Origin of the sequence: Streptomyces sp. NPDC002566 (assembly GCF_042889585.1) — a bacterium.
Taxonomy (GTDB): domain Bacteria; phylum Actinomycetota; class Actinomycetes; order Streptomycetales; family Streptomycetaceae; genus Streptomyces.
In genome coordinates, this window is the sequence record NZ_JBIARD010000006.1 from 250,754 (window position 1) to 270,826 (window position 20,073).

At 69.5% G+C, this 20,073-nt stretch carries 20 protein-coding genes and 2 tRNA genes; 16 read left to right on the forward strand and 6 right to left on the reverse strand.

Annotated elements, in window-relative coordinates:
- Nucleotides 1-35: 35 nt before the first annotated feature.
- From gyrA to ACFYXA_RS25315, 4 genes are all read left to right on the forward strand, one after another.
- Nucleotides 36-2,630 (forward strand): DNA gyrase subunit A, encoded by a 2,595-nt coding sequence (gene gyrA / locus ACFYXA_RS25300; RefSeq protein ID WP_389036627.1) that lies wholly within the window; start codon nucleotides 36-38, stop codon nucleotides 2,628-2,630.
- Between the two features lie 18 nt (nucleotides 2,631-2,648).
- Complete coding sequence (locus tag ACFYXA_RS25305) at nucleotides 2,649-3,569, forward strand: DUF3566 domain-containing protein (protein WP_389036630.1); 921 nt, start codon at nucleotides 2,649-2,651, stop codon at nucleotides 3,567-3,569.
- A 124-nt stretch (nucleotides 3,570-3,693) separates the two neighbouring features.
- A tRNA-Ile gene (locus ACFYXA_RS25310) sits at nucleotides 3,694-3,767 on the forward strand.
- Nucleotides 3,768-3,970: 203 nt separating this feature from the next.
- Nucleotides 3,971-4,270 carry a hypothetical protein gene (locus ACFYXA_RS25315; protein ID WP_389036633.1) on the forward strand — a complete coding sequence of 100 codons (300 nt, stop codon included), beginning with the start codon at nucleotides 3,971-3,973 and terminating at the stop codon, nucleotides 4,268-4,270.
- A 234-nt stretch (nucleotides 4,271-4,504) separates the two neighbouring features.
- Here ACFYXA_RS25315 and ACFYXA_RS25320 read toward each other — a convergent pair whose 3' ends face one another.
- On the reverse strand, nucleotides 4,505-5,977 hold the full coding sequence (locus tag ACFYXA_RS25320) for a helix-turn-helix domain-containing protein (protein ID WP_389036636.1): 1,473 nt from the start codon (nucleotides 5,975-5,977) through the stop codon (nucleotides 4,505-4,507).
- 313 nt (nucleotides 5,978-6,290) lie between these two features.
- Nucleotides 6,291-6,671, reverse strand: a complete 381-nt coding sequence (locus ACFYXA_RS25325) for a DUF6344 domain-containing protein (protein WP_351089866.1) — start codon at nucleotides 6,669-6,671, stop codon at nucleotides 6,291-6,293.
- A 349-nt stretch (nucleotides 6,672-7,020) separates the two neighbouring features.
- Between ACFYXA_RS25325 and ACFYXA_RS25330 the strand changes: the two genes are divergently transcribed.
- Nucleotides 7,021-7,149: a DLW-39 family protein gene (locus tag ACFYXA_RS25330; protein WP_003999697.1), complete on the forward strand. Its 129-nt coding sequence runs from the start codon at nucleotides 7,021-7,023 to the stop codon at nucleotides 7,147-7,149.
- A gap of 210 nt (nucleotides 7,150-7,359) precedes the next feature.
- The gene (locus tag ACFYXA_RS25335; protein WP_389036640.1) at nucleotides 7,360-8,688 is read left to right on the forward strand and encodes a hypothetical protein; all 1,329 of its coding nucleotides are present in this window, start codon (nucleotides 7,360-7,362) and stop codon (nucleotides 8,686-8,688) included.
- Here the strand turns inward: ACFYXA_RS25335 and ACFYXA_RS25340 are convergent.
- Together ACFYXA_RS25340 and ACFYXA_RS25345 are read right to left on the reverse strand one after the other, a co-directional pair.
- The gene (locus ACFYXA_RS25340) at nucleotides 8,652-10,238 is read right to left on the reverse strand and encodes a serine/threonine-protein kinase (RefSeq protein ID WP_389036643.1); all 1,587 of its coding nucleotides are present in this window, start codon (nucleotides 10,236-10,238) and stop codon (nucleotides 8,652-8,654) included. The genes ACFYXA_RS25335 and ACFYXA_RS25340 overlap by 37 nt on opposite strands.
- Nucleotides 10,239-10,541: 303 nt before the next feature.
- Nucleotides 10,542-11,090: a DNA-binding protein gene (locus ACFYXA_RS25345; RefSeq protein WP_130439115.1), complete on the reverse strand. Its 549-nt coding sequence runs from the start codon at nucleotides 11,088-11,090 to the stop codon at nucleotides 10,542-10,544.
- A gap of 184 nt (nucleotides 11,091-11,274) precedes the next feature.
- Here ACFYXA_RS25345 and ACFYXA_RS25350 point away from each other — a divergent pair.
- Both ACFYXA_RS25350 and ACFYXA_RS25355 read left to right on the forward strand, forming a co-directional pair.
- Nucleotides 11,275-11,347, forward strand: a tRNA-Ala gene (locus ACFYXA_RS25350).
- Between the two features lie 380 nt (nucleotides 11,348-11,727).
- Nucleotides 11,728-12,342: a hypothetical protein gene (locus tag ACFYXA_RS25355; protein ID WP_389036648.1), complete on the forward strand. Its 615-nt coding sequence runs from the start codon at nucleotides 11,728-11,730 to the stop codon at nucleotides 12,340-12,342.
- Between the two features lie 157 nt (nucleotides 12,343-12,499).
- Here ACFYXA_RS25355 and ACFYXA_RS25360 read toward each other — a convergent pair whose 3' ends face one another.
- The gene (locus ACFYXA_RS25360) at nucleotides 12,500-13,201 is read right to left on the reverse strand and encodes a DUF5324 family protein (RefSeq protein ID WP_389036651.1); all 702 of its coding nucleotides are present in this window, start codon (nucleotides 13,199-13,201) and stop codon (nucleotides 12,500-12,502) included.
- A gap of 357 nt (nucleotides 13,202-13,558) precedes the next feature.
- On the opposite strand from ACFYXA_RS25360, the gene ACFYXA_RS25365 reads away from it, so the two are divergent.
- Together ACFYXA_RS25365 and ACFYXA_RS25370 are read left to right on the forward strand one after the other, a co-directional pair.
- Nucleotides 13,559-14,086: a peptidylprolyl isomerase gene (locus tag ACFYXA_RS25365; RefSeq protein WP_130439109.1), complete on the forward strand. Its 528-nt coding sequence runs from the start codon at nucleotides 13,559-13,561 to the stop codon at nucleotides 14,084-14,086.
- Nucleotides 14,087-14,225: 139 nt separating this feature from the next.
- A complete protein-coding gene (locus ACFYXA_RS25370; RefSeq protein ID WP_389036656.1) occupies nucleotides 14,226-15,119 on the forward strand; it encodes a rhomboid family intramembrane serine protease in 894 nt (297 codons plus the stop codon).
- Between the two features lie 267 nt (nucleotides 15,120-15,386).
- On the opposite strand, the gene crgA is transcribed toward ACFYXA_RS25370, so the two are convergent.
- On the reverse strand, nucleotides 15,387-15,641 hold the full coding sequence (gene crgA / locus ACFYXA_RS25375) for a cell division protein CrgA (protein WP_351089888.1): 255 nt from the start codon (nucleotides 15,639-15,641) through the stop codon (nucleotides 15,387-15,389).
- A 141-nt stretch (nucleotides 15,642-15,782) separates the two neighbouring features.
- Between crgA and ACFYXA_RS25380 the strand changes: the two genes are divergently transcribed.
- Genes ACFYXA_RS25380 through ACFYXA_RS25405 form a run of 6 tightly spaced genes read left to right on the forward strand, consistent with a single transcriptional unit; the run spans nucleotide 15,783 to nucleotide 20,056 of the window.
- Nucleotides 15,783-16,571 carry a DUF881 domain-containing protein gene (locus ACFYXA_RS25380; protein WP_352244568.1) on the forward strand — a complete coding sequence of 263 codons (789 nt, stop codon included), beginning with the start codon at nucleotides 15,783-15,785 and terminating at the stop codon, nucleotides 16,569-16,571.
- Nucleotides 16,572-16,625: 54 nt separating this feature from the next.
- Nucleotides 16,626-17,381, forward strand: coding sequence for a class E sortase (locus ACFYXA_RS25385; protein ID WP_389036661.1), 756 nt, complete (start codon nucleotides 16,626-16,628; stop codon nucleotides 17,379-17,381).
- 16 nt (nucleotides 17,382-17,397) lie between these two features.
- A complete protein-coding gene (locus tag ACFYXA_RS25390) occupies nucleotides 17,398-17,595 on the forward strand; it encodes a hypothetical protein (protein WP_207228764.1) in 198 nt (65 codons plus the stop codon).
- Nucleotides 17,592-18,230 carry an aminodeoxychorismate/anthranilate synthase component II gene (locus ACFYXA_RS25395; RefSeq protein ID WP_130439097.1) on the forward strand — a complete coding sequence of 213 codons (639 nt, stop codon included), beginning with the start codon at nucleotides 17,592-17,594 and terminating at the stop codon, nucleotides 18,228-18,230. The genes ACFYXA_RS25390 and ACFYXA_RS25395 overlap by 4 nt, the downstream gene beginning before the upstream one ends.
- Entirely contained in the window at nucleotides 18,149-19,288 is a 1,140-nt protein-coding gene (locus ACFYXA_RS25400; RefSeq protein ID WP_389037167.1) for a class E sortase, read from the forward strand. Before ACFYXA_RS25395 ends, ACFYXA_RS25400 begins: the two co-directional genes overlap by 82 nt.
- Before the next feature lie 6 nt (nucleotides 19,289-19,294).
- Nucleotides 19,295-20,056, forward strand: a complete 762-nt coding sequence (locus ACFYXA_RS25405; RefSeq protein WP_389036664.1) for a class E sortase — start codon at nucleotides 19,295-19,297, stop codon at nucleotides 20,054-20,056.
- The last annotated feature ends 17 nt before the right edge of the window (nucleotides 20,057-20,073 follow it).

Below are 20,073 nucleotides of genomic sequence, written 5' to 3' on the forward strand. Positions count from 1 at the left end.
TCAGCTGACCGCACAGGGAAGGATCTTCACCAGCAATGGCCGACGAGAACACTCCCGTCACCCCTGAACAGGGCGGCGAAGTAGCGATGCGTGTCGAGCCCGTCGGGCTCGAGACGGAGATGCAGCGTTCCTACCTCGACTACGCGATGTCCGTCATCGTCTCGCGTGCGCTGCCGGACGTCCGGGACGGCCTCAAGCCCGTCCACCGGCGCGTGCTCTACGCGATGTACGACGGCGGTTACCGCCCCGAGCGCGGCTTCTACAAGTGCGCCCGCGTGGTCGGCGACGTCATGGGCAACTACCACCCGCACGGTGACTCCTCGATCTACGACGCGCTGGTCCGCCTCGCGCAGCCGTGGTCGATGCGCATGCCGCTCGTCGACTCCAATGGCAACTTCGGCTCCCCGGGCAACGACCCGGCGGCGGCCATGCGGTACACCGAGTGCAAGATGGCGCCGCTGTCGATGGAGATGGTCCGTGACATCGACGAGGAGACCGTCGACTTCACGGACAACTACGACGGCCGCTCCCAGGAGCCGACCGTCCTGCCCGCCCGGTTCCCGAACCTGCTGATCAACGGCTCGGCGGGCATCGCGGTCGGCATGGCGACCAACATCCCCTCGCACAACCTGCGCGAGGTCGCGGCCGGCGCCCAGTGGTACCTGGAGAACCCGGAGGCCTCGCACGAGGAGCTCCTGGAGGCGCTGATCGAGCGCATCAAGGGCCCGGACTTCCCGACCGGCGCGCTGGTGGTGGGCCGCAAGGGCATCGAGGAGGCCTACCGCACGGGCCGCGGCTCGATCACCATGCGCGCGGTGGTCGAGGTCGAGGAGATCCAGAACCGCCAGTGCCTGGTGGTCACGGAGCTGCCCTACCAGGTCAACCCCGACAACCTCGCGCAGAAGATCGCCGACCTCGTCAAGGACGGCAAGATCGGCGGCATCGCGGACGTCCGCGACGAGACGTCCTCGCGCACCGGCCAGCGGCTGGTCATCGTCCTGAAGCGGGACGCGGTCGCCAAGGTCGTGCTGAACAACCTCTACAAGCACACCGACCTGCAGACCAACTTCGGCGCGAACATGCTGGCGCTGGTCGACGGCGTGCCGCGCACGCTCTCCCTGGACGCGTTCATCCGTCACTGGGTGGCGCACCAGATCGAGGTCATCGTCCGCCGTACGCGCTTCCGGCTGCGCAAGGCGGAGGAGCGCGCGCACATCCTGCGCGGCCTGCTGAAGGCCCTGGACGCCATCGACGAGGTCATCGCGCTGATCCGGCGCAGTGAGACCGTCGACGTGGCGCGCACGGGCCTGATGGGCCTCCTGGAGATCGACGAGATCCAGGCCAACGCGATCCTGGAGATGCAGCTGCGCCGACTGGCCGCCCTGGAGCGCCAGAAGATCGTCCAGGAGCACGACGAGCTCCAGGCGAAGATCAACGAGTACAACCAGATCCTCGCCTCGCCGGTCCGTCAGCGCGGTATCGTCAGCGAGGAACTGGCCGCGCTCGTCGAGAAGTACGGCGACGACCGCAAGACCAAGCTGGTGCCGTTCGAGGGTGACATGTCCATCGAGGACCTGATCGCCGAAGAGGACATCGTCGTCACCATCACGCGCGGCGGCTACGTCAAGCGCACCAAGACGGACGACTACCGCTCGCAGAAGCGCGGCGGCAAGGGCGTGCGGGGCACGAAGCTCAAGGAAGACGACATCGTCGACCACTTCTTCGTCTCGACCACGCACCACTGGCTGCTGTTCTTCACCAACAAGGGGCGGGTGTACCGCGCCAAGGCCTACGAGCTGCCGGACGCCGGCCGGGACGCGCGCGGGCAGCACGTGGCGAACCTGCTGGCCTTCCAGCCGGACGAGGCGATCGCCGAGATCCTCGCGATCCGCGACTACGAGGCGGCGCCGTACCTGGTGCTCGCCACGAAGGCGGGCCTGGTCAAGAAGACACCTCTGAAGGATTACGATTCGCCCCGCTCCGGCGGTGTGATCGCGATCAATCTGCGCGAGCAGGAGGACGGTTCCGACGACGAACTGATCGGTGCCGAACTGGTCTCGAGCGACGACGATCTGCTTCTGATCAGCAAGAAGGCCCAGTCGATCAGGTTCACCGCCACGGACGACGCTCTGCGTCCCATGGGCCGCGCCACCTCGGGCGTCAAGGGCATGAGTTTCCGTGAGGGAGACGAGCTGCTCTCGATGAATGTTGTTCGACCCGGTACGTTCGTGTTCACTGCCACAGACGGCGGGTACGCGAAGCGCACCGCCGTCGACGAGTACCGCGTCCAGGGTCGCGGCGGCCTCGGCATCAAGGCCGCCAAGATCGTCGAGGACCGCGGTTCACTGGTCGGCGCTCTGGTGGTCGAGGAGACGGACGAGATCCTCGCCATCACGCTGTCGGGCGGTGTGATTCGTACGCGAGTCAACGAGATCAGGGAGACGGGCCGTGACACCATGGGCGTCCAACTGATCAACCTGGGCAAGCGCGATGCCGTCGTGGGCATCGCACGTAACGCCGAGGCGGGGCGCGAGGCGGAGGAGGTCGACGGCGACATTGCCGTGGACGAGACCGTCGATGACGCCGCGCCCACCGGCACGGACGAGGGTGAGGCGCCCTCGGCCGAGTAGCACGAGGAGTGAGTCATCGTGAGCGGAGCCACGGGCGCCGGTTCGGTCGGTACATCGGCCGGTACGTCTGACGGCCCTTCCACCGGCGGCGCCGGCAAGGAATCGGACGACGGCGGCAGTGGCTCCGCCGCGGGGGCGAAGGACGCGCGTTCGACCGACGCGCGGGGGACCGACGGCCGTGCGGGCGACGCCCGTACGGCCGGTGCGCGCTCGAACGACGCGCGGGTGACCGACCCGCACACGACCAACCTGAAGGCGATCAAGCCGTCGGACAAGCCGCCGACGAACGACTCGCGCTCGCCTGACACGCATGGATCCCAGGGGGGAACTGTGACGGACACCCGAGGGCCGCAGACCCAGCAGCACGCGGCTGGGGCGGGCCCGTCCGCTCCGGGCGGCAAGGCGCGGCCGCAGGGCGGGGCGGAGAGCCGTCAGACGGCCTCCCCGCTGCCCGGCGAGCGACAGCCTCAGCAGGCCGCCGCGCCCTACCACCCGCCGCAGGCCTACGCCTCGCAGAGCCAGGCCGACGCGGCGCGCCGCCCGAGGACGGGCGCCCGCACCACGCCCCGTGTGCGCAAGGCGCGTCTGCGGGTGTCCAAGGCCGACCCGTGGTCGGTGATGAAGGTCAGCTTCCTGCTCTCCATCGCTCTGGGCATCTGCACGATCGTCGCGGCCGCCGTCCTGTGGATGGTCATGGACGCGATGGGCGTCTTCTCGACGGTCGGCGGCACCATCTCCGAGGCCACCGGGTCGACCGAGTCGAACGGCTTCGACCTCCAGTCGTTCCTGTCCCTCCCCCACGTCCTGATGTTCACGTCGATCATCGCGGTCATCGACGTCGTCCTCGCGACGGCCCTCGCGACGCTCGGCGCGTTCATCTACAACATCTCCGCCGGCTTCGTCGGCGGCATCGAGCTGACGCTGGCCGAGGACGAGTGACGACACGCGCGGAGGCCGCTCCAAACCTCCGCGCACGGTCCCACGGGAACCGATTTTGGGACTGCCCACGTCGTGCGCTAATCTTCAGGAGTCAGCGCGCGGGACACACCCCGCAGAGCGCGGCGGGGCTATAGCTCAGTTGGTTAGAGCGCATCCCTGATAAGGATGAGGCCACAGGTTCAAATCCTGTTAGCCCCACTAGCACAAAGACCCCCAACCGATCATGGTTGGGGGTCTTTGGCATCTACGGGTGACATCAGCCGCCCTCTGCCTGATCGTTGCCTTTCTGTTGATCCAGCTTCGTGGCCTCATGAGCGGCGAGTTCTTCAGGGGTGCCCCTGAAGGCAGGACCACAGTCAGGCAGCAGGCGGTCGACAGGGTCTGCTAGGAAGGGGGCCGTGATGGAAGAGCAGGTCTGGCAGTTGCGTCGAGGGCCCGAGGTCGTCGGCGTCCTCACACTCGAAGCCGTCGATATGTTCTGGACCGACTGCCGGTTCGAGCCCTCAGCTGGCTGGCCGGCCCTCAAGCCGTTCATTGACGCATCTCGGGCTGCATGGGAGCGGAAGGACCAGGACGCGGCCATCGAGGCTGACGAGGCGATCTACGCGCTTGGCCTCGAATTGGTGCCCGAGAGTGGGGGCGAGATCATCAGAGACTTCCTGTTGAGGATCAGCGGCGATACCGCACGCTTCCGATACTGAGTCTTTGGGCCCTCGGGCCGTTCCAGGCTCTCGGCGGCGGGTGGAAGAGGCTTTGGCAGGGCATCGTGAGGTGGTCCGAGCTCCTGGCCGCGGGGCCGTTCTTGTCAAGGTCACGTGCGGCGGCTGACACCAGCGGCTGACACCAACAAGCACGAACAGCAGCGGTCGGGCACCGGATCTCCGTGAACCAGCACAGAGACCCCCCGGACCATCGGTTCGGGGTCTTTGCGTTTCTCAGTGTCCGGTTTCCGACTTGTCGTCGGCTGTGGTCATGGGGATCCAGCCGTGGGGGTTGCGGTACCAGTAGTGGGGCAGGTCCTCGACGCTGGTGGTGCGGAACGGGCGGCCGTGGTCGTCGATGCGGACCGTGCCGGTGCGGCCCTGGGAGGACCAGTCGAGTTCGAGGTACCAGTCGCAGGTGCAGGACACGGTGCGCGCGGAGAGGAGCAGGACCTCCGGCTGCCGCAGGGACACCCGGTAGGGGAAGTCGATCGCGGGGGAGGGCCTTTCCGGATCGTTGCCGGGCATCGGACGGGCCAGGGGGCGTTGCGCGTCGAGGTCGACGTGGAAGTAGCGGGGGATGAGGATGGCGCCGCAGCCCTCGTACGTGGAGTAGGCGATGCCCCGGCGGTCCGCGGGGGTGGTGCGGTGGGCCATGCGCACACGCAGTGCCTTCAGGACGACGGCGGCGGAACCGCGCCCCTGCACCGAGATCCGCAGATCGGTGGTGCGTCCGTGCACCGCTTCCTGGGACGCGGCCCACACCGCGGCGTCCGTCGGGGCAGGCGGCGGTGGGACCTGCCGCGGTGGCTTGGCGATGACGTATTGGTGGTCGCATTCGCTCTGCCAGAGCTGGGCGTCGGCCGTCCAGGTGAGCGGGACCTGCGGTGGGGCCTCGTCGGCGCTTGGCCGCGTCTCATGAGGGCTGCTCGGGCCGGTGGTGGCCGGCGTCGACGGGTCGGGGGTGGCGGGTGCGGATGTGGTGGGGGCGGGGGGCGACTGCGCGCCCGTGGCGGAAGGGGGGCCGGCGGCGGCGGATCGCGGGTCGCCGCCCGCTCTGGCCGGTGCTGGGGGTGCGGGCGTGGTGGGGGCGGACGCGGACGGTCTGTCGTGGCCGGCAGGGCGTTCGGCAGCGGATGCGGTGAGGCCGCCGGCGAGCGCGACGGCGAGTACGGCCGTCAGGGCCGTCGATCGCACGGAGCGTCGTCGCTCGCGCCGGGCAGGGGGCCGCTTGGCGGCCGATGACGTCCGTGCCGGGAGCGGCGGGGTCGGTGAGGCCGGATCCGGCCCTGAGATGACCGGTGGGGCCGGCTCAGGCTCCGGGATCGGGTCTGTCGGTGCCTCGTCCGCTCTGCTGCTGCCGCCCTCGGAGGAGCCCGGGGCCGTGTCATGGGGCTTCGGCGCCGGTCGGGCGGTGGAGGGGCGGGACCGCTGCCGTGCCGCGACCGCCAGGATCCAACGGCGGTGCAACTCCACGCGTTCCTGGGCTGAGGCCCCGCAGAGCGCGGCGAACCGCTCGATCCCGGTGAAGTCCAGGGGGACCGCCTCGCCGGCGCAGTAGCGGTGCAGCGTGGAGGCGTTCATGTCCAGCCGGCGGGCCAGCGCCGCGTAGCTGCGGTCTGTGCGCTCCTTCAGCCGCGTCAGCAGCAGCGCGAACTCCGCCACGTCATCGTGGATCGCGTCCATGTGGTCCGTACTCGTCTTCATCCGTCGGCCTGTGCGGTCGGGTCCGGGTGCGGGGCTGTGCCCCGGCAACTCCCCATACCTGCACGTCAATACGGCTGGGATGGTTCCCGGCCGACGTCATTTCACCGCGAGTGAGGGACCCTGCTTCCGGTGTGCCCGGCTGTGGGCGCGACGGCGGCCCGGTGGCTCCTGGGGAGCTGCCGGGCCCGGTGTCTGCGGTGTACGCGCGTTCGCCGTCAGGGGTGGTCGGTCGTGAGGGGTGAAGCAGAGAAGGATCAGAGTGGAGCAGGAGGATCAGGGTGGAGCAGGAGGATCAGGGGGTGGAGCAGGAGGATCAGCGCTGCAGCGGGACCAGTTTGCTGAGGGACGGCGGGGGCTCCTCGGGGTCGCAGGCGGCCTCGGTGTGCTCGGCGGGCTGCTCGTCCTCCGGGAGGGGGATGTGGCGGCAGTTGGGGGACTTGCCGTGCGCCTCGGCCCGGATGCGCTGCTTCATCGTGGGCGGTAGGGACATCGCGGGGAGCCAGGGCCGTGGAGTCGCCTGCGGCACGCTCACGTTCGCGCGTACGGCCCCTTCGGTCTCGTCGCTGTTGCGGGTCGGCTCGGTCTGCGCTACTGCCGGCGTGGCGGTCGTCGTGGCGAAGCCGAGCGCCGTGCACAGCGCGAGGAAGGCGCTGACGACGGCGGCCCACAGCTTCATGACTCGGTTCTCGCGCATGTCCCCTCACTTTCGGGTTGGGCGATTTGCGTACATTGCTCATCATGTGTATGGGGGGATCGAAGTGGTGGACCGACGCTCGCGACGAGGCGATGTTCCGATGAACACCACTCGTATGGGCGCAAGACGTGAGAAAAGAACTGAAAAGACAAGAAAGACGGTGCAATCACCGTCTGTGGAGATCCGATCACCCTCCGAGCCGAGGGTGTGATCCGCTTCCCTCCGCGCTCGCTAATGCGCTGTCGAGGGCGGGAGTTGAGGAGCCGACGTAGGTCACCGATCGGTATCGGTCGGTGTGTATAGTCGGGCGCCAGAGGTCCCCAACGTCAAGGAAAGACGAGGTAGCGCGGTGAAGAAGCTTCTCCTGGTCGCACTGGCCGCCATCGGCGGGCTCCTCGTGTACCGCCAGATCCAGGCGGATCGCGCCGAGCAGGATCTGTGGACGGAGGCGACTGACTCCGTGCCCACGGGTTCGTGAGTTCCGACACCGGAAACCGAGCAGACCCCGGCCGCGTCTCGCGGTCGGGGTTTTGTGTTCCCGTGTTGCGGAGGACGCCGGGAGGGGTTAAAAGGGCCAGAAGCCTGGGGCAGGGCGGATGTCGGCGGGGCTAGGGGGCGTGTGATGGGCCGGGGTGGGACACGGCAGACGGAATCGAGAGGGACGAGCGGGACCAGGGGGGCTCCCGGGGTGAGGCGGCTCGGGGTACGGCGTGCCTGGCTGCGGTGCCTCGCCCTCACGGTGACGGCCGGCGTGTCCTCGCTCGGGCTTCCGGGGGCGGTCGCCGTGGCGGACACCTCCTCCTACGCCTTCGACGCCGACGCCCGTGAGGTCCCTGCCGCGACCGGCACCGTCGACGCCGTACCGCTGAGGCCCGGCACGACGTACCGGAGCTCCTACACGGGACCGGGCAAGGCCTACTACCGCCTCGAACTCGACGGCGCGTCGAACGCCTACGTCCCCGTCACCGCCGTCCCCCGCCCCGGCGCCGCGCTCGCCATCGGCGACGGGATCAGGGTCGCGGTCCAGGACGCGGACGGCGTCAACTGTTCCTCGGAGTCCGTGACCATCGGTGCGGCCAAGAGTGCCCGGCCGATCACGGCCTGGGGCGCCCGCGAGATCCTCGTCGGCAAGGGGCTGTGCCAAGAGGCCGGGACGTACTACGTGGTCGTCGAGCGCACCGACGGGCGGGGGACGCCCGACCTGCCCTGGGAACTGGAACTCGCCCCCGTCTCCGAACCGTCCCTGGGGCGGCCCGTCTCCACCGCGGTCCCCGAAGTCTGGAACTCCGCCACCCCCGCGCCCGTCACCGGCGAGGCGGCCCGCCGTGCCGGGGGCGCCGGCTTCACCCGGGCGACGGCCGTGGGACAGGGGGTGTGGCGGGACGACATCACGCCCGGCGAGACCCTCTACTACAAGGTGCCCCTCGACTGGGGGCAGCAGTTGTACGCCGAGGCGGAGCTGGGCAACGCCGAGAAGGACACCGGCTTCGTGGCGCCTGCCCTGGAGATGACCCTTTACAACCCGGTGCGCTCCAAGGTCGCCGAGACCGGTGTCGGATACGGCGGCACCCAGAAGTCGACCTCCCTGAGCCCCCTCCCACCGGTCAGATACGTCAACCGGTACGCCCCCGCCGCTCCGGAGAAGAGTCTGCGCTTCGCCGGCTTCTACTACCTGGAGGTGCACCTGGCCGCGGCGGTCGGCGAACGCTTCGGCGACGGTCCCTACGGGTTGCTGCTGCGCGTGCGGGTGGGCGGTACCGCGCAGCCCGGGCCCGGCTACGCGGGGCAGTCCGTGCCGCGCGGCTTCTTCGACGTCGGCTCGGGGGACGAGGCCGCAGGGCCGGGAGGCGTCGGCGGCACGGGTGACGGAGGCGGCGGCGCCGCGATGAGGGCGGTGGCCTTCGGCGGCATCGGCACGGGCAGCGCGCTGCTGGTCGGGCTCGGCGTGTGGACGGTCACGGCCCGGCGGCGTGCCTCCGCTCAGATCCGCGCCAGCGCCCAGAACCCCACGGCGTAGCAGGCCAGGGCCAGCAGCAGGACGGGGACGGCGACCTTGAGAGGCGGTCCGGGGCGGCGCGCGGCACGGGCACGACGGTGAGCGCGGTGACCCCGGTCGGCGGGCCGCGTGCCCGTCGCGGACATCAGGGGCACGGGGGTCACCTGGCCGCTGGGCAGGGGGCCAGGCTGTGCCTGGGCGCCCTGGGCGGTGTAGGAGGCGGTGGAGGTGTCAGCGTGCTGGTGCTGGTCGGACGCGGGCGTACGGGCGGACAGCGCGAACGTGGGGTCGTACGGGGACACCGGAGCGGGAGCCGAGGCGGGTGGCGCCGACGGTGTCGAGGAAGGGCCGGCCGTGAGCTGCGGCGGCGGCAGGTGGAAGCTGCCGGTGTCCGACATGGAGTACCCGTCTGAAGCGGACGGATCAGATCGAACGGGTGGAACTGGCGGAACAGAAGGTGCGGACGAGGCGGAAGTCGCGCCGGGGGAGACGTCGTCCGGCGCGGTGGGCGGCGGCGTCGCTCCGGCCGGTCCGCGGGGGTCGTCCGGTGTGGCGTCGGGGTCGCGTCGCGGAGTCGGCGGCGCTGGTTCCACGCCGTTGGCCGAGGTGCCGTCGCTGCGCCTTCCTGTGTCCTGCCAGGAGGGTGTGCGCTCGAACGCCCGCGGTGTCACCGTGATGCCCGAGGCCGGCTTCAGAGGGCCCTCAGGGCCGAACGCGTCCGGGAGCGGCCCGAGTTGGTCGAATATCTCGATCTGTTCGTCGTCCGGTCCGGGTTCGGGCAGCAGCTCGACGGCCTCGGCCAGGGCCTTGCGCGCTCCCGTGGCGGTGCGGAAGCGGGCTCGGGGGTCGGGTTGCAGCAGCATGGCCACCACCTGCCACAGTGGCTCCGGAACGCCCTTGGGAGCGGCGGGAGTTCCATGCTCCGCGAAGTACTGGACGAGGGCCTTCGCGTCCGGCTTGGCGCCCTGGAGGAGATACAGCGCGACCAGGCCTACGGCGAACAGGTCGGCGGGGAAGTCGGGTTCGGAGCCGAGCATCTGTTCCGGCGCGAGGTAACCGGGCGTTCCCACCACGAGGTTGGTCTCGGTCAGACGCGGTTCGCCCAGCCGCATCGCGATGCCGAAGTCGGACAGCCGCAGCCGCGGGCGAGCGGTGCCGGTGGCTTCCAGCAGAATGTTGGCGGGCTTGATGTCACGGTGCACGACGCCCTCGGCGTGGACGGCGGAGAGGCCGGACAGTAGCTGGTCGAGCAGGGTGCACACGAACGCGGGCGGCAGCGGGCCGTAGTCGCCGATGAGGTGGACCAGCGAACCGCCGGCGACCAGGTCCATGGTGAACAGGACTTTGTCGTCGTCGGCGGCCCAGCTGGCCGGCGCGAGGACATGCGGGTGATCGATGCGCAGGGCCTGCTCGCGGACGAAACGCAGCAGAGCGTGGGCGTCGCGCTGTTGGAGGACCTTGGCGGCCACGTAACGGCGGCGGCGGTGGTCCCAGGCGCGCCAGACCGCGCCGACACCTCCGCGGCCGATCGGATCCGCGAGTTCGTACCGTCCGGCGAAGACCTCACCCATGGCAGTGCGTCGCTCCTCCCCCTGCGGTTTCCCCCTTGTTACCCGCTCGCCACCCCCGTGATGAGCGGAACCCTTCCGGGACCCCCGTGCTGTGCGGTACTTCTCGCGACCCCGTACGGCAGTCCCCCGTGCTGTCTGTCACTCCCCCGTGCGACAGCCCCCGTACTGTCTTTCTCTTCCCCCGTGCGGCGATCCCCCGTACCGCCTGGTGCTTCCCCCGTGCAGCGGTCCCCCGTCCGCTTCGCGGTCCCCGCGCTGTGTCACGCCCGGTCGCCGAACCCCCTTCGGCCGCCGGGGCGCGGCTCAGCTCTGGTGGGACTGGTAGTGCGAGACCGCGTCCGAGGTGCGGCCGGCCCCGTACACCCGGAGGAACTCTGCCAGTTCCGGGTGGGTGGTGGCGAGGCTGTCGGCGGCATCGATGATGTCGCCGGCGGCGGCCACCGAGCGCAGCAGCGACTGGATCTCGCGGACGACCCGCTTGACCGTGGGCGCCCCCGAACCGCTCGTCGTGTGCGTGGTGTTGTTGAGTACCGATCCCCCTTGCGACCTCTTGATCTCGTCCATGCGGTCGGTGGCCTCGGCGGCGCTGACGCTGCCGTCCGCGACCTGGGCGGCCAACTCCTGCAGCAGCTGGACCCGTTGCACGACCGCCGGGTTGCCGATCTTCGCCCGCTGGCCGCTCATCAGCTGCGACAGCATCGGCGCGGACAGTCCCAGCACCCCCGCGAGACGAGCCTGGTTGAGACCAAGATCGTCGATGAGCTTACGGAAGAGCGCCCCCAGCGGCTCCCCGTACCAGTTCCGCTGCAGTTCCCGCGCTCTTGCGGTGGCTTCCTGCTGTGCGGCGTCCATGTGCGTCTCCCCATCGCTTCCCCAAAAAACGGCGGTTCGCTGTAGCGAACCACGCCGAGCATCTTACGGAGAGTGGTCATCCGTGGGGACCCCCAATCTTTTTGCGGGATACGGGGGGTGACCCGGTACTCTGGTCAGCGGCGCCCACCGGTGAGAGGTCTTTCCGGTCGGACGCTTCTGTTCCGGGGCCTTAGCTCAGTTGGTAGAGCGCTGTCTTTGCATGGCAGATGTCAGGGGTTCGACTCCCCTAGGCTCCACAATCTCCAGAGCCCTCCTTCCCTGTGGAAACACAGGGAAGGAGGGCTCTTCTTTATTGGGCTCGATGAGCGCCGCCGGCGTCTGCGCATCCCAGGACGGCATCCCAGGGTTGTCTGTTTCCGCAGGTCGGCAGGGGTGGGATGGTTCCACCGTCCCGGGTGGGGCGGCAGCTGTTGCCGGGGGCCCCGGGCGTCCTGGAATCTGTGGACGTCGCACCGGCCGAGGCGGCACGAGCTCCTCGCCGGCAGTACGACGACGACCACCCTGCGCCTGTGTACCGGGACAGCTCTGTGCCCGGGCGGTGTTCGGCGCCTCGCGCCACCCGACGCCCCACGACGCAGAGACCACCCGCGTTCGGATCAGAGAAGGAAGCCACGACATGAACAGGAACACCTCCGCCAGCCGTCGCCCGGTCCGCGGCATGGCCGTCGCCGCCGGCCTCGTCCTGGCCCTCGGTCTGGGTTCGACGGCGCAGGCCTCCGCCTCCGGACTGCGGACCGAAGGGGGCAAGGCCGGCGTCTCCGCCCCGTCCACCCCGCTCTCCGACTCGGGGACGTCGCTGTCCGGCCGCCAGATGATGCGGGTGCTGAAGTCCCTGCTGCCCAAGGGCGGCAAGATCTCCGACACGCAGAGCCAGGAAGGCTATGCCGCAGTGGTCTGGGACGACGGCCGTGGAAAGAGCATGATCGGGGTGAACTCCCAGACCGACATGGGCGACGTCCTCGACGGGCGCATGGGCTGCGAGGGCCAGTACATCGAGTGCCAGGCCCTGACCCTCGCCGACGGCACCAAGGTGAAGCGGGCCAAGCGGGCGTCCGAGAAGGGTGGCTCCGCCGTGGTGTGGCTGGTCGACACCCTCCACCCCGACGGCCGCCGGGTCATCGTCCAGGAGGTGAACTCCTACGTCGAGGGCGGCCCGGTGACGCGGCCGCAGCCCCCGCTCACGCTCGACCGCCTGCAGACCATCGCGCTCGACTCCCGATGGGCCGGCTGACCTGATCGACGCCCGGGCGCGAGGTGTTGACGAGACGTCATCGGGTGACCGGCCCGCGTCCCGCTGTGTGACCGAAGAAGCCCCTCCGTCGGCGATCCACCGGCGGAGGGGCTTCCTCGGTTGTTTCACGTGAAACCGGTTGTTTCACGTGAAACGCTCAGCTGCGGTCCTCGCGGTGCGCAGCCTCCTCCTCGGCTTCCTTGGCCTGGACCTCGGGGTCCAAGGCGGCTGGGTCGGTGCCGTCGATCGAGGACAGACCGCCTGCGGCGGGGACCTCGGTGGCGGCGGGGGGCTCGACCAGCCAGTCGGGGTTGGCCTGCTTGTCCCACCACTTCCAGACGGCGAAGGTGCCTCCGGCCACGACGCCGGCCACGGCCAGGGCCTTGGCCAGCTTGCCCGCCCGGGAGCGGCGCCGGTGCTTGCGCGTCAACTTCTCGATCTCCTTCGGCGTCACCTGACCGCGTAGGGCGGCCAGCGCGGCGACGCTTCGGGAGGTTGCTTCGTCCTTCACGGGCCCGGCCGCGGCTACCGCCTGTTCGATCTTCGGCCGGGAGTAGTCGGCGGCCTGCCGGGCGGCAAGGCGCGTACGGAGCGCCGCTTCATGAGCGGCCTTGTCGACCTTCGGCGGGACGTACGCCCACGCCTGGTCAAGGCGGGGCGCAACAAGGGCGTCGTACTGAACGCGGGCCTGTTCTGCGGCCTGCGACACCTTGGGCGCGAGCCGTACGCGGGCCTCATGCGCATAGAGCGCGGCCCTCTCCTTGGCCGTGTCGGCGTAAGGCGCCACCACTTCCGCGGCGTGCAGCACGCTGTCCTTCGCCGAGCCGGTCGCGGCGCGCACGCTGTCGATGCGGGTCACGGGTTCCTCCTCCTCGGTGGCGTACGGTAATTCGACTTTCCACCCTTTTCCGGATCATGCCTGCCGACAGCCGCCGAGGCACGCCCGGACGGGCAGACGAGTGCCGAACGTCCCGAGTTTTCTTGATCGGATACAAGAACGGGTGAACAAGACGGGGTGAATACGGGACAACGGGAGCTTCTCGTCGACAATGCCACGGATCGGCGTCGCCCGCTCCCGTCCCGGCCGACTCGGGCGCAATTCCGTACCGGAAGCGACCCTTTCCCGACGCGAGAGGGACGTCGGGCGACGTAGACCCCGGCCCGTGCGAGGATGCGAGGATCGGGGGGGATCACAGGAAGCAACGGAAGGCAGATCGTGGCCGAGCAGCTGTACGCCACCCTGAAGACCAACCAGGGTGACATCGTGGTCCGGCTCTTCCCGGACCATGCCCCCAAGACGGTCAAGAACTTCGTCGACCTCGCCACCGGCGGCCGCGAGTGGACCCACCCCGCCACGGGCGAGAAGTCCACGGACAGGCTGTACGACGGCACGGTCTTCCACCGGGTGATCAGCGGGTTCATGATCCAGGGCGGTGACCCGCTGGGCAACGGCACCGGCGGCCCCGGTTACCAGTTCGAGGACGAGTTCCACCCGGACCTGCGCTTCGACAAGCCGTACCTGCTGGCCATGGCCAACGCCGGCCCGGGCACGAACGGCTCCCAGTTCTTCATCACCGTCTCGCCGACGGCCTGGCTGAACCGCAAGCACAGCATCTTCGGCGAGGTCAGCGACCCGGCCAGCCAGAAGGTCGTCGACACGATCGTGGGCGCCCAGACCAACCCGCGCACCGACCGCCCGCTCAACGACGTCGTCATCGAGACCGTCGTCATCGAGAAGCGCTGACGGCAGGACGCGCGCCGCGCTTCTCGGAGGCCGTCGCGGGAACCATTTGCCCCGCTCGTCCGTAAGGATGGGCGGGGCAAAGCCCTGCGTACGACGCTCCGCACACCGCGTTTCGCACACGATGACGTTGGGGGACCCCATGGATCAGGCGCCGGGCAGCCGGCAGGACGGCGACGCCCACAGCGCGCTGCCCGTCTGCTACCGCCACGCGGACCGTGAGACCGGCGTGCGCTGCACCCGGTGCGAGCGCCCCATCTGCCCCGAGTGCATGGTCAGCGCCTCCGTCGGCTTCCAGTGCCCGGAGTGCGTGCGGGGAGGATCGGGCACGGGGCACGCGCCGGCGGCGAACCAGCCCCGCACCCTGGCCGGCGGCGCGGTCGCGGCCGATCCCCGGCTGTTGACCAAGATCCTCGTCGGGATCAATCTCGCGGTCTTCCTCGTAGGCCAGGTCCGTCCGTCGTTCCTGGACAAGCTGGTCCTGATCGGCCAGTGGCCGCCGGCTCCGTTCACGCCGGTGGACGGCGTCGCCGAGGGACAGTGGTATCTGCTGTTCACCTCGATGTTCGCGCACGAGGCGATCTGGCACATCGCGTTCAACATGATGAGCCTGTGGTGGCTCGGCGGCCCCCTCGAAGCAGCGCTCGGCAGGGTGCGCTATCTGGCGCTCTACCTGATCTCGGGTCTGGCCGGCAGCGCCCTGACCTATCTGATCGCGGCACCGAACCAGGCGTCACTCGGAGCGTCCGGCGCCATCTTCGGCCTCTTCGGCGCCACCGCCGTCCTGATGCGCCGGATGCGCTACGACATGCGGCCGATCATCGCCCTGCTGGTGATCAACCTGATCTTCACCTTCGGCTGGGGCAACATCGCCTGGCAGGCCCACATCGGCGGCCTGGTCGCCGGCGTCGTCATCGGCTACGGCATGGTGCACGCACCCCGCGAGCGCCGTGCCCTGGTGCAGTTCGGCACCTGTGCGCTGGTACTGGCCGCGGTCGTCGTGATGACCCTGGTGAGGACCAGCCAGCTCACCTGAGCGCTCTGTTTCCACAGTGTGGCCGATCTTGTGCACAGTGTGTGTGAACAACTGTGCCCCCTGTCACCGACCCAGCATTTGCGCAGGTCAGGCAGGGGGCGAACAGTGCTGCCGAGGCCGGTGTGTCAGTCGTACCGGCGTCAACCCTCGACGGGTTATCCACAGATCGTCTTTCTTTTCCCCAGGCGAGGTGTGGAAATCTCCCGGAGCTGTGGATAACTCAGCGAACAGCCGTGGGCAGAGGTGCCCGGAAGGCCGCTCCCGGGCCTACTTCCACTGGGTGGAGACGCCGAAGCCGGCGGCGATGAAGCCGAAGCCGACCACGATGTTCCAGTTGCCCAGCTGGTCGATGGGCAGCGAGCCGTCGGTCACGTAGAACACGACGATCCAGGCCAGCCCGATGAGGAACATCGCCAGCATCACCGGCGCGACCCAGGCACGGCTGTTCAGCTTGATCGCGGCCGTCTGCTTCGCGGGCGGCGGCGTGTAGTCGGCCTTCTTGCGGATACGTGACTTCGGCACGAGGGTCTCTCCTGTCGATGCGCTGCGTGGCCGCGCAGGGTACTGGGTCGGGCTCGGGGCAGCGTACAAGGGGACTCTGAGTGCTCCCCCGGGCGTCCGTTAGCGTAGTGCTTCTACGGCGCCGAAGGAGATAAGGGTACGTTGAGCAATTCTGCCGACTCCCCCAGGACGGGTCCAACGGGTTCCGCCCCCGTCCGTCGCTCCCGTTTCCGGCCGGTACGGGTCCTCACGGCAGGCGTCTTCGCCCTCGCCGGACTCCTCTTCTTCACGAGCTTCAACACCGCCAAGGGCACCGACATCCGCACGGACACCTCGCTGCTGAAGCTGTCCGACCTCATCCAGGAGCGCAGCCGCAAGAACGGCGAGCTGGACGAGTCCAACGCGACCCTGCGCGAGGACGTCGACTCGCTGGCCGAGGCGGACGACGGCCGGACCACGGCCGAGGACGAGAATCTGGCCCGGCTGGAGGACCAGGCGGGCACCCAGAAGGTCAAGGGCGAGGCGGTCACGGTCACCCTCAACGACGCCCCGCCGAACGCCACCGCCAAGCTCCCCGGCTATCCCGAGCCGCAGCCCGACTACCTCGTCATTCACCAGCAGGACCTCCAGGCCGTGGTGAACGCCCTCTGGAAGGGCGGCGCCCAGGGCATCAAGGTCATGGACCAGCGGCTGATCTCCACCAGCGCGGTGCGCTGCGTGGGCAACACCCTGATCCTCCAGGGCCGCGTCTACTCCCCGCCCTACAAGATCCAGGCCGTCGGGGACCCCGACAAGCTTCAGCAGGCGCTCGCGGACTCCCCGACCATCCAGAACTACATGGTGTACGTCAACGTCTACGGCCTCGGCTGGAAAGTCACCGAGGACGGACCGGTGACTCTGCCCGGCTACTCGGGCACAGTGGACCTGCACTACGCGAAGCCAGTGGAGTAGCCGGAACGCCGCAGGGGCCGGGCCGGCCGGAGCAGCGTCCTACGGGAGCCGCCGGTGCGCGTGATCGTCCGGACCGTCAGCGAACTGTGCGTCACCGTCGGCGCCGTGATCCTCCTCTTCGTCGTGTACGTGGTCTTCTGGACGGGCGTGAAGGCCGACCGCGTCATGGACGGCCAGATCGAGGAACTCCGGGAGCAGTGGGCCCACCAGCAGCCGGCGAATCCGTCCGGCACCGGCGCGGATCCGTCCGGTGCGGACGCTGCCCCGGCAGTCACCGTGACTCCGCGTGCCCCTGCGAACTCCCGTGCCACCACTGCCCCCGCGCAGCCTGCCCCGTACCGTGCCGGCAAGGCTTTCGCGATCATGTACATCCCGCGGCTTGGTTTCACGTGGAACAAGCCGGTGCTCGAAGGCACCACGACGAGCACCCTGAAGAAGGGGCTGGGCCACTACGCGGGCACCGCGGGGCTCGGACAGCCGGGGAACTTCTCCGTCGCGGGCCACCGCCGTACCTACGGCGACCCTTTCAAGGACTTTCCCGAGCTCAGACGGGGGGACGCGGTCGTCCTGACCGACGGCGCGACCTGGTTCACGTACCGGATCGACCGGGGGCCCTACAAAACCGTTCCCACGGACGTCGAGGTGATCGACCCTGTGCCACGTAAGTCCGGGTATACGCGCCCCGGACGCTATCTGACGTTGACGACGTGCGACCCCGAGTGGGGGCACAGTCACCGGCTGATCGTCTGGGCGCACCTCGACTCCACACAGCCCGTGGAGGCAGGCGAACCCGAGGCTCTGCGCCGCTAGTCTGGTGAGGTACGGCGTGAGTCTGGTGCCGTGGTGCGACGGAAGGGACGGCATGTACGGCTGGATCTGGCGGCATCTGCCGGGAAACGCGTTGATCAGGGCGCTGATCTCGATCGTGCTGATTCTGGCCGTCGTCTACGTCCTGTTCCAGTACGTCTTTCCGTGGGCCGAACCGCTGCTTCCCTTCAACGATGTGACGGTGGACAATCAGTGAGCGCGCGCATCCTCGTCGTGGACAACTACGACAGCTTCGTCTTCAACCTGGTCCAGTACCTGTACCAGCTGGGCGCGCAGTGCGAGGTCCTGCGCAACGACGAGGTGTCGACGGCACACGCCCAGGACGGCTTCGACGGCGTCCTGCTCTCCCCGGGCCCCGGCGCCCCGGAGCAGGCCGGCGTCTGCGTCGACATGGTGCGCCACTGCGCGACGACCGGCGTGCCCGTCTTCGGCGTCTGCCTGGGCATGCAGTCGATGCAGGTGGCGTACGGCGGGGTGGTGGACCGCGCGCCCGAGCTGCTGCACGGCAAGACCTCGCTGGTCGAGCACAACGGCAAGGGCGTCTTCGCGGGCCTGCCGACGCCGTTCACGGCGACCCGCTACCACTCCCTGGCGGCCGAGCCGGCGACCGTGCCGGCCGAGCTGGAGGTCACCGCCCGTACGCGGGACGGGATCGTCATGGGCCTGCGCCACCGTGAACTGCCCGTCGAGGGCGTCCAGTTCCACCCCGAGTCGGTGCTCACCGAGCACGGGCACCGGATGCTGGCCAACTGGCTGGTGGAGTGCGGGGACCAGGGCGCGGTGACGAGGTCGGCGGGGCTCGCCCCGGTGGTGGGCAGGGCCACGGCGTGACCGCGCTGCGCCCCGAGCGCGAGGAGCTGTACGGGAGCGGATCGCCGTACGTGCCTCCCCTGGACGATGAGACGGTGGCGCTGCGCATCCCGCGGCCGTCGGGCCCCGGGTTCGGTGGCGACTCCTCGTCCGCGTCTGCGGGCCCGACCGCCGCTCCGCCCCCCGGAACCCCTGCGGGCGGCCGCGCGGCCCGCAGAAAGGCTGCCAAGGCCCGCCACGGCCGCCACGGCGGCGCTGCGGCACCGGTCGCAACGGCCGGACCGGCGGGGCGGGACGGAGAAGGCAAGGGAGCCCGGGACGGGGCCCGGCACGGCGCGCGTCAGGCGGCCCGGCCGGAGCGGCCGCTCTCCCGGGTGGAGGCCCGCCGTCAGGCACGGGCGCGCAAGCCCAGCGCCGCCGTGCTCGCCAGCCGGGCGATCGGCGAGGTGTTCATCACCGGCGGCGTGCTGATGCTGCTGTTCGTCACCTACCAGCTGTGGTGGACGAACGTGCGCGCGCACGCACAGGCGGACCGGGCGGCGAGCAGCCTCCAGGACGACTGGGCGAACGGCAAGCGCAACCCGGGGACCTTCTCGCCGGGACAGGGCTTCGCCATCCTGCACATCCCCAGGCTGGACGTCGTGGTGCCGATCGCCGAGGGCATCAGCAACAAGAAGGTGCTCGACAAGGGCATGGTCGGCCACTACGGCGAGGACGCCCTGAAGACGGCCATGCCCGACGCCAAGACCGGCAACTTCGGGCTCGCGGGCCACCGCAACACCCACGGCGAACCCTTCCGCTACATCAACAGGCTGCAGCCGGGCGACGCGATCGTCGTCGAGACGCAGAACGACTACTTCGTCTACAAGATGACGTCGTCGCTGCCGGTGACCCCGCCGAGCAACGTGAGCGTCCTCGAACCCGTCCCGCCGGACTCCGGATTCACCGGCCCGGGACGCTACATCACCCTCACGACATGCACGCCGGAGTTCACCAGCAAGTACCGGCTGATCGTCTGGGGCAAGATGGTCGAGGAACGGCCGCGCAGCAAGGGCAAGCCGGATGCGCTCATCCAGTAGGGGCAGATGAACGTGGCAGCGACCACCGAGGACACCGGGCACGAAGAGCACACCGGCGCGACCGCGTCACCGCGCGCGCCTCGGCGTCGTGGTCGCGGCCGGATCGCCCTGGCGGTCAGCGTCTTCGGCGAACTCCTCATCACGGCCGGGCTGGTGCTCGGCCTTTTCGTCGTCTACTCGCTGTGGTGGACGAACGTCCTCGCCGACCGCAAGGCGGACCGGCAGGGCGACAAGGTCCGCGACACCTGGGCCCGGCCGGACACCGGCCCCGGCGCCCTCGACACCGGTGAGGGCATCGGCTTCCTGCACGTGCCGGCCATGAACAACGGCGAGGTGCTGGTCGAGAAGGGCACCTCCTCGAAGATCCTCAACGACGGGGTGGCCGGCTACTACACCGACCCCGTCAAGGCCGCGCTCCCGATGACCGGCAAGAACGGCAACTTCTCCCTGGCCGCCCACCGCGACGGCCACGGCGCCAAGTTCCACAACATCGACAAGCTCGACGTGGGCGACCCGATCGTCTTCGAGACGCGGGACAACTGGTACGTCTACAAGGTGTACGGCGTGCTCCCCGAGACGTCGAAGTACAACGTCGAGGTCCTCGGCGCGGTCCCCGAGGAGTCGGGGAAGAAGAAGGCCGGCAAGTACATCACCCTGACGACCTGCACGCCGGTCTACACGAGCCGCTACCGGTACGTGGTGTGGGGCGAGCTGGAACGGGTCGAGAAGGTCGACGCGGACCGCACGCCGCCCGCGGAACTGCGCTGACCGGAGGAACTCCTCGG

Excerpts from the sequence above, each read along its gene's own strand:
- gyrA (WP_389036627.1), top strand. The coding sequence starts at position 36 with ATGGCCGACGAGAACACTCCCGTCACCCCTGAACAGGGCGGCGAAGTA.
- ACFYXA_RS25315 (WP_389036633.1), top strand. The coding sequence starts at position 3,971 with ATGGAAGAGCAGGTCTGGCAGTTGCGTCGAGGGCCCGAGGTCGTCGGC.
- ACFYXA_RS25320 (WP_389036636.1), bottom strand. The coding sequence starts at position 5,977 with ATGAAGACGAGTACGGACCACATGGACGCGATCCACGATGACGTGGCG.
- ACFYXA_RS25325 (WP_351089866.1), bottom strand. The coding sequence starts at position 6,671 with ATGCGCGAGAACCGAGTCATGAAGCTGTGGGCCGCCGTCGTCAGCGCC.
- ACFYXA_RS25340 (WP_389036643.1), bottom strand. The coding sequence starts at position 10,238 with ATGGGTGAGGTCTTCGCCGGACGGTACGAACTCGCGGATCCGATCGGC.
- ACFYXA_RS25345 (WP_130439115.1), bottom strand. The coding sequence starts at position 11,090 with ATGGACGCCGCACAGCAGGAAGCCACCGCAAGAGCGCGGGAACTGCAG.
- ACFYXA_RS25355 (WP_389036648.1), top strand. The coding sequence starts at position 11,728 with ATGAACAGGAACACCTCCGCCAGCCGTCGCCCGGTCCGCGGCATGGCC.
- ACFYXA_RS25370 (WP_389036656.1), top strand. The coding sequence starts at position 14,226 with ATGGATCAGGCGCCGGGCAGCCGGCAGGACGGCGACGCCCACAGCGCG.
- ACFYXA_RS25405 (WP_389036664.1), top strand. The coding sequence starts at position 19,295 with ATGAACGTGGCAGCGACCACCGAGGACACCGGGCACGAAGAGCACACC.